This window comes from Mycobacterium sp. (genome assembly GCF_050701515.1).
Classification (GTDB): Bacteria; Actinomycetota; Actinomycetes; order Mycobacteriales; family Mycobacteriaceae; genus Mycobacterium.
Genome location: NZ_JBOGDB010000006.1, coordinates 1 through 8,549 on the forward strand (window position 1 = coordinate 1; position 8,549 = coordinate 8,549).

Genomic DNA, 8,549 nt, shown 5'->3' on the forward strand with positions numbered 1-8,549 from the left:
GTCGGGGCCCGAGCCAGCGGAGGCCGCGCCCGCGACGGACGCCGATGCCGCCGCGCCGGCCCTCCCCGGCGGTCCCGATATCCGGCCGGCGCTGGGCGATCCGGCCGAGGTCGCCAAGATCCTGGCCGCCGAGGCACGCACCGGAGTGGACGTGGTGCGGCTGGTCGCCGGCGACCCGCTGTCGGTCGATGCGGTGATCACCGAGGTGACCGCGCTGGCGCGCACCCACCTGAATTTCGAGATCGTGCCCGGGCTGCCCGACACCACCGCGGTGCCCAGCTATGCGGGGCTGCCGCTGGGGTCGGCCCACACCGTGGCCGATGTCCGTGGGGACGTGGACTGGGCCGCGCTGGCCGCGGCGCCGGGTCCGCTGATCCTGCACGCGACCGCGTCGCATCTGCCCGAGGCGGCCCGCACCCTGATCGAGTACGGATTGGCCGACACCACACCGTGTGTGGTCACCGCGCAGGGCACCACGTGTCAGCAGCGCTCGGTCGAGACCACGCTGGGCGGGCTCAACGACAAGGCGGCGATCGGCGCGGCGGAACCCGCAGGCCCGTTGACCGGACCGTCCCCAGCTGACGCGGGGGCCCTGGTCGTGACGATCGGTAAGACCGTTGCCAACCGCGCGAAGCTGAACTGGTGGGAGAGCCGCGCGTTGTACGGCTGGACCGTGCTGGTGCCGCGGACCAAGGATCAGGCCGGCGAGATGAGCGAGCGGCTGGTGTCGCACGGCGCGCTGCCGATCGAGGTGCCGACCATCGCCGTCGAGCCACCGCGCAGCCCCGCGCAAATGGAGCGGGCGGTCAAGGGTCTGGTCGACGGACGGTTCCAGTGGGTGGTGTTCACCTCCACCAACGCGGTGCGTGCGGTCTGGGAGAAGTTCAACGAGTTCGGCCTGGACGCCCGCGCGTTCTCCGGCGTGAAGATCGCCTGCGTCGGGGAGTCCACCGCCGACCGGGTGCGGGCCTTCGGCATCAACCCCGAGCTGGTGCCGTCCGGTGAGCAGTCCTCACTGGGCCTGCTCGACGAATTCCCGCCCTACGACGACGTTTTCGACCCGGTCAACCGGGTGCTGCTGCCGCGCGCCGACATCGCCACCGAAACGCTGGCCGAAGGGCTGCGGGAACGCGGCTGGGAGATCGAGGACGTCACCGCATACCGCACCGTGCGGGCGGCACCGCCGCCGGCGCAAACCCGCGAGATGATCAAGACGGGTGGTTTCGACGCGGTGTGCTTCACGTCCAGCTCGACGGTGCGCAACCTGGTCGGCATCGCCGGCAAGCCGCACGCCCGGACCATCGTCGCCTGCATCGGGCCCAAGACCGCTGAAACCGCAGCGGAATTCGGCCTGCGGGTCGATGTGCAGCCGGAAACCGCGGCGGTCGGTCCCCTGGTCGAGGCGCTGGCCGAACACGCCGCCCGGCTACGGGCCGAGGGTGCGCTGCCGCCGCCGCGCAAGAAGAGCCGTCGCCGCTAGTCCGTCCTGAGGAGCCGAGAGTGGCTTATCCCCGTCACCGTCCCCGTCGGCTGCGGTCGACCCCGGCCCTGCGCCGATTGGTGGCGCAGACCTCGTTGGAGCCAAGGCATTTGGTGCTGCCGATGTTCGTCGCCGGCGGCATCGCCGAGCCGAGGCCGATCGCATCCATGCCCGGGGTGGTGCAGCACACCCGGGATTCGCTGCGGCAGGCGGCCGCCGACGCGGTGGCCGCGGGCGTGGGCGGGCTGATGCTGTTCGGGGTTCCCCGCGAGGAGGACAAGGACGCCAGCGGATCCGTCGGCGTGGCCGAGGACGGCATCCTCAACGTCGCGCTGCGCGACTTGGCCAAGGATCTCGGTGACGAGACCGTGCTGATGGCCGACACTTGCCTCGACGAGTTCACCGATCACGGCCACTGCGGGGTGCTGGACGCGGCGGGCCAGGTCGACAATGACGCAACGAACATCCGTTACGTGGAACTGGCGGTGGCGCAAGCGAATTCCGGCGCCCACGTCGTCGGTCCCAGCGGCATGATGGACGGCCAGGTCGGCGCGATCCGGGACGGCCTGGACGCGGCCGGGCACACCGACGTGGTGATCCTGGCGTATGCGGCCAAGTTCGCATCCGCGTTCTACGGCCCGTTCCGCGAGGCGGTGGCCTCCAGCCTGCGCGGCGATCGCCGCACCTACCAACAGGATCCGGGCAACGCCCGCGAGGCGCGCCACGAGGTGGAACTCGATATCGCCGAGGGCGCCGACATCGTGATGATCAAACCCGCGATGGGTTACCTCGACGTGGTTCGGGCGGCGGCGGACATCTCGCCGGTACCGGTGGCCGCTTACCAGGTCTCCGGCGAGTACGCGATGATCAGCGCCGCGGCCGCCAACGGCTGGCTGGACGGCCGGGCCGCCGCGCTGGAATCGCTGACCAGCATCCGGCGGGCCGGTGCCGACATCGTGCTGACCTATTGGGCGGCCGACGCCGCCCGCTGGCTGGCGTGACCGAACCGCGGCCAACCGACGTCGACACCGGCTTCTGGTTGTGGCTGGCGGCGGTGCCGATCATGGTCTGCGGCTATCTGATCGACCTGGTGACCACGCAAGAGCCGCGCCCAGCGCTGATCATCCTTGCCATCTCGGGGGTGTTCGTGTTCGCGCTGTCGGCGGTCGTGGTCACCTTCCTGTTCCTGATGCGGCAGGGCTACCGATGGGCCCGCACGCTGCTCACCGGTGGCGGGGTGGCCTCGGTGGTGTACGCCGGAATCAGCCTGTTCTCCATCGAGCGGCCGCCCACCTCGGCCGTCGCCTACGCGGTCACCGCGATCGTCGGCTCGGTGCTGATCGCCGGCGGAGTGTTCCTGTTGCACCGCAAGGACGCCCACGCCTACTTCGTCCGTTAGGGGGCACGTTAGGCTGGCCCGACCATGTCAGCACCGTCGCGGCGCCCGCGGGCCATCAACGCAGCGTTCTGGTGCTGGCTGGCCGCCGCGGTGCTGCTGATCGTGGGCGGACTGATCGCGGCGTCGGTCGGCCTTCCCGCCATCTACCGCGGCGCCGGCGTCCTTACCGCGCTCGCCGGTGCCGGGATGGCCTTTCTGGCCGGTCGGAGCCGATCGGGCGACGGGCGGTTCCGCCGGGCAGCCGTCGCCCTATCGCTGGCCATCGTCGTACTGGTAGCGCTGTTGTCGGCGTTCGGTGTGGTTCATGTCCTGACCCTGCTTGCGGTGATCCCGCTGGTCGTCGGGACCGTCCTGATGACGCGGCCCACCGCAACGGCCCATTTCGAGGAGAAGTCGTGACTGAAGCCAGCAGGCCGTCCAACGTCCTGTTCTACGAACCGGGCGCCAGCTGGTTATGGGTGCTGATCGGCCCGGCGTCGGCGATCGCGATGCTGTTGATCCAGATGTCCGCCGGGTACGGGATTCACCTGCTGGTACCGGGGGTCTTCTTGGTGCTGGTGACCGGGTTCATCGGGCTTCAGGTCAAGGCAGCACGGATTCATACCTCGGTGGAGCTGACCGCGACAACGCTGCGCGAGGGCACCGAGCTCACCAAGGTGGACGACATCGTCCGGATCTATCCGGAGCCGGAAGGGCCCGATGTGCCCACATGGCAGTCCGCGCGGGCGCTCGGCGAGCTCACCGGCGTGCCGAAGGGCCGCACCGGAATCGGCATCAAACTGACCAATGACCGCACCGCGCAGGCGTGGGCGCGTAAGCACCAACAATTGCGGGCCGTGCTGACCAACCTGGTCGACGAGCGCATCCCGCCCGATCCCAAGCCATGAGCCAGAACCGCCGCGCGATTATCGAGCTGGTGCTGGCCGTCGCCGCGGCGGCGGGATCGGCGTGGAGCTGGCTGGCCGCGCAATGGACGGTCACCGTCGCCCCGATCCTGGCGGGTGAACCGCAGATGACCTCGGTGGCCTACAGCCCGCCGATGGTGCTGCTGGCGCTGCTGCTGGCGACGATCGCGGGCGTGCTCGCCGTGCTCGGCATCGCCCGGCTCCGGCGCGGCCAGCCCGCGAAATAGCATTCCCGGTCGTTGAATCGGCCGGCCGATCAGCAGCCCTGGCTTCTCTCTCGGCGACCTCCGAGCGTGAGGCCGCTCACAGAACCTTGGTACAGAGTGCGAAATTTGTAACACTGTTTCACATGACGGAGTTGGCACAAACCCCGCAACGCCTCGATGACGCCTTGCCGCTGGGCCCGCAATCGCTGGTCTGGCGCTATTTCGGCGACAACCGGATGTTCCTGATCGGCCCTCGGCCCGCGGTATTGCAGAACATGCTCGCCGAGCTCGGCCAGGGCGTGCTCGACCATTCGGTGTTCTTCGACGACACCGCCGCCCGGGTGAAGCGGTCGTTGCCGCCGATCTTTATGACGGTCTACGGCAGCGACGACGACAACCCCGGCCAGCAGGTCCGCGATTTCCACCACGAAATCAAGGGCACCATGCCGGACGGCGAGCGCTACCACGCGCTCGACCCGGACACCTACTTCTGGGCGCATGCCACGTTCGTCGACCAGGTGCTCTATTTCGCCGACACCTTCGTCAAGCGGCTCAGCCGCGACGAGAAGGAGCAGATCTATCTCGAGTCCAAGACCTGGTACCGGCGCTACGGCGTCAGCGAGCGGGCGATGCCGGCCGACTACGCGGAGTTCGAACGGTACTGGGACCGGATGATCGACCAGATCGTCGTCGCGCATCCGACCGCCAAGTACGGCGTCGGGTACGTCACCAAGGGTTACCCGCGCCCGAAGGGTGTGCCGGCGGCGCTGTGGCGGGTGCTCTCAGCGGTGTTCAATCCGATCGCCGCCTTCCTGACCACCGGCGGCATGCCGCCGCGGACGCGACAGCTGCTGGGACTGCCATGGAGCGAGCGCCAGGAACGGCGCTACCAACGTTTCGCCACACTGTCGCGGTCGCGAGCGGTGAACTGGTGGTGGGATCATCTGCCGATGCGGCTGCGCTACAACAAGTTCGCCCAAGCCGGGTATGGCCACTCCTGACCCGACCACCGAAGCCATCCTCGACGCAGCCATCGTCGAGTTCGAACAGCACGGCTTCCGTCGCGTCGCTCTCGAGGACGTCGCGCGGCGCGCCGGGGTCAGCCGCACCACCATCTACCGGCGGTTCGCCAACAAGGACGACCTGGTGGCCGCCGTCGTCGAACGCGAAAACGTGGCCCTGTTCGCGGATATCGCCACCGAGCTGAAACAGGCAGGCCCGCAATCGAACTACTACGTCGAAGCCTTCACCCTGTCGATCTTGCGGTTCCGCCGCCACCGTGTGCTGAACCGGATGATGACCGACGAGCCGGCGCTGGTGCTCGAACTGGCCCGCCGGCATTACGGCGCCGGGATCGAGCGGATGGCCGACGCACTGCGAGTGATCTTCCCCGACGGGTTCGCCGACCGGATCGGCGAACAAGGAGTCAATGAGCTGGCCGACACCATCCTGCGTTACGCGGCGATGGCGCTGCTGCTGCCCGGCCCGAAACCGCTGGCCACCGCCGACGACATCCGCGAATTCGCCACCCAGCACTTCCTGCCCAGCCTGCCCGCGGCACTGCGGGCGGTGCCGGCCTAACCGTCTGCTCGCCACATCAGGGCAGGTGATGTACTAACCGAAGAAGATGCATGTGGGATCGTCGTCGATCTCGTCAAGCAGCACTGTCACATCGTGCGTAGGCTCGATCAGGTCGTACACGTGAAACTCCGAGTTGCGGTCCGGCCAATAGAGCTCCCAGCCACGCGACCTGAAGAAGCGCAGCCGGGCTACGAATACCTCAAACCACTTGCCGCGGGGATCATCCACCGATACCGGCCGGCATTCGACGATTGTGAGCGCGTTGCGTTCGATGTCCAACCGGTATCGAAGCTGGCTTGTCACATGCGCCGGCATTCCGGAGTTCAGCGCGTCGACCCACCGCCGCACGAGCGCAACGTCTTCATCCGGCAGTGGCACGTTGCCTAGGTTAGGTCTATGACCCCGCTGGAGCGAGTAGCACCCGCATTCGTCGAGATGGCCCACTCGATCGTGTGGGCATCGGTGGCCACCGTCGACGCCAATGGCCGGCCGCGGACCCGCATACTGCACCCGATCTGGGAGTGGGACGGCATCGACCTGCTCGGCTGGATCGCCACCGTGCCCACCCCGGTCAAGCGGGCCCACCTAGCGGCCAACCCGGAGGTGTCGGTCAGCTACTGGACCACCAACCACGACACCTGCAGCGCCGAGTGCCTGGTGGAGTGGTATTCCGACGACGAAACCCGCACGGCGGTGTGGCACAGGTTCGCCAATGGACCAGAGCCCGTCGGCTACGACCCGTACATCATCCCGATGTGGAAAGCCGGACCCACTTCCGACGAGTTCGCGGTGCTCCGGCTCACCCCGTACCGGCTGCGGGTGATGCCCGGCACGGTGATGATGAAGGGCGAAGGCAAAACACTCAGCTGGACGGCGACGTGACATGGTGGTAACCGAGACGCCCGACGTCAGCGCGCTGCCGCTGGCACCGAAGAACCCGCTGCCATATCGCCGGTTGCTGAAGGCGGTAAGGACTCTCGACACCGGGCAGGAACTGATACGCCACGCTGGCGGCCCGATAACTCGCGTGCAGTTTGGCCCGAAGTGGTTGTTCCCGCCACTTGTGGCCGTTATGTCGCCCGACGGGATCCGCGACGTGTTGGGCCGCAAGGACGCCTTCTCCGAGCGATGCATCATCCATGAGGAAGTGCGGCATCTGGCCGGCGACAGCCTGTTTGTCCTGCCCAATGTGGCATGGCTGCCGCGCAGGCGCGCATTGCAGCCGGTGTTCACCAAACCGAACGTCCGCCATTTTGGTGGCCATATGTCCCGGGCGGCGCAGACGTTCGTCGACCGCTGGCGCGACGGCGGTGAAGTCGATCTCGACGTAGAGTGTCGCCGGCTGACCATGCAGTCGCTGGGTCGCTCCGTGCTGGGCATCGATCTCAACGAACGCGCGGACGTGATTGCCGAACACATGCATGTTGCGTCCTCTTACACCGCTGACCGCGCGCTGCGGCCGTTGCGTGCACCTCGATGGTTACCGACTCCGGCGCGCCGCCGCGCTCGCGCCGCGGTGGCGTCGATGCGCCTTGTCACCAACGAGATCCTGCAGGCGTGCCGCACCGACCCGACCCGCGATGCACCGCTCGTGCACGCGTTGATCGCGGCCAGCGACCCAGAAACCGGGCGGTCGCTGTCCGACGACGACATCTGTAACGACCTGCTGATTTTCATGCTTGCCGGCCACGACACCACCGCGACGGCGCTGACCTACACGTTGTGGGCGCTGGGGCACCATCCTGACGTGCAGGACCGCGTCGCCGTGGAGGCTGCCCAGATCGGCGATCGGGAGCTGACGCCCGAGGATGTACCCAGGCTCGGATACACCGTTCAGGTGCTGCACGAGGCGCTGCGGCTGTGCCCGCCGGCCGCGGGTGTCGGGCGATTGGCGCTGCGCGACATTGCGGTCGATGGCTACCGCGTTGAGGCGGGCAGTCTCATGGCCGTGGGCATTTATGCCTTGCATCGGGACCCGGAGCTGTGGCCCAACCCGCTGATCTTCGACCCTGACCGATTCGCCCCGGAGGTTTCCAAGGGTCGCGACCGCTGGCAATTTCTCCCGTTCGTTGCCGGACCACGCTCGTGTATCGGTGAACACTTCGCGCGGTTGGAAACAACTCTCGCACTGGCCACCATCATCCGGTCTACCGAGATCCGTTCGGTGGGCCAGGATTTCCCTGTCGCGGTGCCGTTCACCACGGTCGCCGAGGGGCCCATCAGGGCCCGCGTCGACGCGCGGCGCTGAACTAGCTGGCGCGCTTCAGCAGTACCGCCTCCTCGAACGGCAGCCGTCCGAAGAGCAGCCGCCAGAAGCCAGTCACCGACTTCGCCGCCTCCGCCTTCGACACCACCTGGGGATCGACTAGCTCGATCGTCTTGCCGTAGCGCTTCATGTGACCACCCCCGCTGGCCGTGATGTTCTTCAGCCAGTCCCGATCGGGTCCATAGGTGAGCAACACGGCCACCCCGTTGTCGGTGGGGAACACGTTCAGCGGCGCGAACCGCGCGGAATTGCATCAGATGCATGATCGGGGCAGACTGCTTCGTACGCCGCCGTTGGCGTCAGCACCAATCCGTGGCTTTTTCCGGGAGGGCGCTCAAGTCGTCACCTGTCGGCGAGCCAAATGGGTGTGCGACTAAGAAGGATTGGGATTTCCCCTCTCATCGCTAGGAATACTGCTCTGATCGAACTCGCGGGCGAACTCCCCGCCGCCGTCATCGCACAGCTCCTCGGATTCAGCATCAAACGCGCAGTGGCGTGGAACGTCGAGGCCGGCAATACCAGTCCGCGGTACGCCGCAGCGGTCGCGCGCCGCTGTTCGGGTAAGCAGGAAGGGGTGCCGTGCTCCCGCGCAACTCGACCCATCACGTGATCAACCCGTCCTGAAAGGACCCGCCGTGCACTTCGATCTCATGCCCAGCGACGAACCCGATCCCGACGTCCAGTTCGGCGTTCCAGCCGAACAGATCACCGG

11 protein-coding genes and 1 pseudogene are annotated in these 8,549 nt (G+C 67.6%); 10 read left to right on the forward strand and 2 right to left on the reverse strand.

Features of this window, described 5'->3' with window-relative positions:
• The 8 genes from ACRDU5_RS00855 to ACRDU5_RS00890 form a co-directional block, all read left to right on the forward strand.
• A partial coding sequence (locus ACRDU5_RS00855) for a bifunctional uroporphyrinogen-III C-methyltransferase/uroporphyrinogen-III synthase (protein WP_526612330.1) occupies nucleotides 1-1,480 on the forward strand: 1,480 nt, incomplete at its 5' end.
• A gap of 20 nt (nucleotides 1,481-1,500) precedes the next feature.
• Nucleotides 1,501-2,481 carry a porphobilinogen synthase gene (gene hemB, locus ACRDU5_RS00860; protein WP_526612331.1) on the forward strand — a complete coding sequence of 327 codons (981 nt, stop codon included), beginning with the start codon at nucleotides 1,501-1,503 and terminating at the stop codon, nucleotides 2,479-2,481.
• Nucleotides 2,469-2,879, forward strand: coding sequence for a hypothetical protein (locus ACRDU5_RS00865; protein WP_526612340.1), 411 nt, complete (start codon nucleotides 2,469-2,471; stop codon nucleotides 2,877-2,879). The genes hemB and ACRDU5_RS00865 overlap by 13 nt, the downstream gene beginning before the upstream one ends.
• Before the next feature lie 24 nt (nucleotides 2,880-2,903).
• A complete protein-coding gene (locus ACRDU5_RS00870; protein ID WP_526612332.1) occupies nucleotides 2,904-3,278 on the forward strand; it encodes a hypothetical protein in 375 nt (124 codons plus the stop codon).
• A complete protein-coding gene (mce1N, locus tag ACRDU5_RS00875) occupies nucleotides 3,275-3,766 on the forward strand; it encodes a transport-regulating membrane protein Mce1N (RefSeq protein ID WP_526612333.1) in 492 nt (163 codons plus the stop codon). Before ACRDU5_RS00870 ends, mce1N begins: the two co-directional genes overlap by 4 nt.
• Nucleotides 3,763-4,011, forward strand: coding sequence for a hypothetical protein (locus tag ACRDU5_RS00880; protein ID WP_526612334.1), 249 nt, complete (start codon nucleotides 3,763-3,765; stop codon nucleotides 4,009-4,011). Before mce1N ends, ACRDU5_RS00880 begins: the two co-directional genes overlap by 4 nt.
• A gap of 122 nt (nucleotides 4,012-4,133) precedes the next feature.
• Complete coding sequence (locus tag ACRDU5_RS00885) at nucleotides 4,134-4,991, forward strand: oxygenase MpaB family protein (RefSeq protein ID WP_526612335.1); 858 nt, start codon at nucleotides 4,134-4,136, stop codon at nucleotides 4,989-4,991.
• Complete coding sequence (locus ACRDU5_RS00890; protein ID WP_526612336.1) at nucleotides 4,978-5,571, forward strand: TetR/AcrR family transcriptional regulator; 594 nt, start codon at nucleotides 4,978-4,980, stop codon at nucleotides 5,569-5,571. The genes ACRDU5_RS00885 and ACRDU5_RS00890 overlap by 14 nt, the downstream gene beginning before the upstream one ends.
• A 33-nt stretch (nucleotides 5,572-5,604) precedes the next feature.
• Here ACRDU5_RS00890 and ACRDU5_RS00895 read toward each other — a convergent pair whose 3' ends face one another.
• Entirely contained in the window at nucleotides 5,605-5,949 is a 345-nt protein-coding gene (locus ACRDU5_RS00895; protein WP_526612337.1) for a DUF3024 domain-containing protein, read from the reverse strand.
• Between the two features lie 18 nt (nucleotides 5,950-5,967).
• Here ACRDU5_RS00895 and ACRDU5_RS00900 point away from each other — a divergent pair, with 18 nt between their 5' ends.
• Both ACRDU5_RS00900 and ACRDU5_RS00905 read left to right on the forward strand, forming a co-directional pair.
• Nucleotides 5,968-6,453 (forward strand): pyridoxamine 5'-phosphate oxidase family protein, encoded by a 486-nt coding sequence (locus ACRDU5_RS00900; protein WP_526612338.1) that lies wholly within the window; start codon nucleotides 5,968-5,970, stop codon nucleotides 6,451-6,453.
• Nucleotide 6,454: 1 nt separating this feature from the next.
• Nucleotides 6,455-7,819: a cytochrome P450 gene (locus ACRDU5_RS00905; RefSeq protein ID WP_526612339.1), complete on the forward strand. Its 1,365-nt coding sequence runs from the start codon at nucleotides 6,455-6,457 to the stop codon at nucleotides 7,817-7,819.
• 1 nt (nucleotide 7,820) lies between these two features.
• Here ACRDU5_RS00905 and ACRDU5_RS00910 read toward each other — a convergent pair.
• A pseudogene (locus tag ACRDU5_RS00910) lies at nucleotides 7,821-8,069 on the reverse strand (PNPOx family protein); the annotation flags it as partial.
• Nucleotides 8,070-8,549: the final 480 nt, after the last annotated feature.

What these genes read in the sequence shown, in the direction of transcription:
- ACRDU5_RS00880 (WP_526612334.1), top strand. Translation starts at nt 3,763, where the DNA reads ATGAGCCAGAACCGCCGCGCGATTATCGAGCTGGTGCTGGCCGTCGCC.
- ACRDU5_RS00890 (WP_526612336.1), top strand. Translation starts at nt 4,978, where the DNA reads ATGGCCACTCCTGACCCGACCACCGAAGCCATCCTCGACGCAGCCATC.
- ACRDU5_RS00870 (WP_526612332.1), top strand. Translation starts at nt 2,904, where the DNA reads ATGTCAGCACCGTCGCGGCGCCCGCGGGCCATCAACGCAGCGTTCTGG.
- ACRDU5_RS00900 (WP_526612338.1), top strand. Translation starts at nt 5,968, where the DNA reads ATGACCCCGCTGGAGCGAGTAGCACCCGCATTCGTCGAGATGGCCCAC.
- ACRDU5_RS00905 (WP_526612339.1), top strand. Translation starts at nt 6,455, where the DNA reads ATGGTGGTAACCGAGACGCCCGACGTCAGCGCGCTGCCGCTGGCACCG.
- ACRDU5_RS00885 (WP_526612335.1), top strand. Translation starts at nt 4,134, where the DNA reads ATGACGGAGTTGGCACAAACCCCGCAACGCCTCGATGACGCCTTGCCG.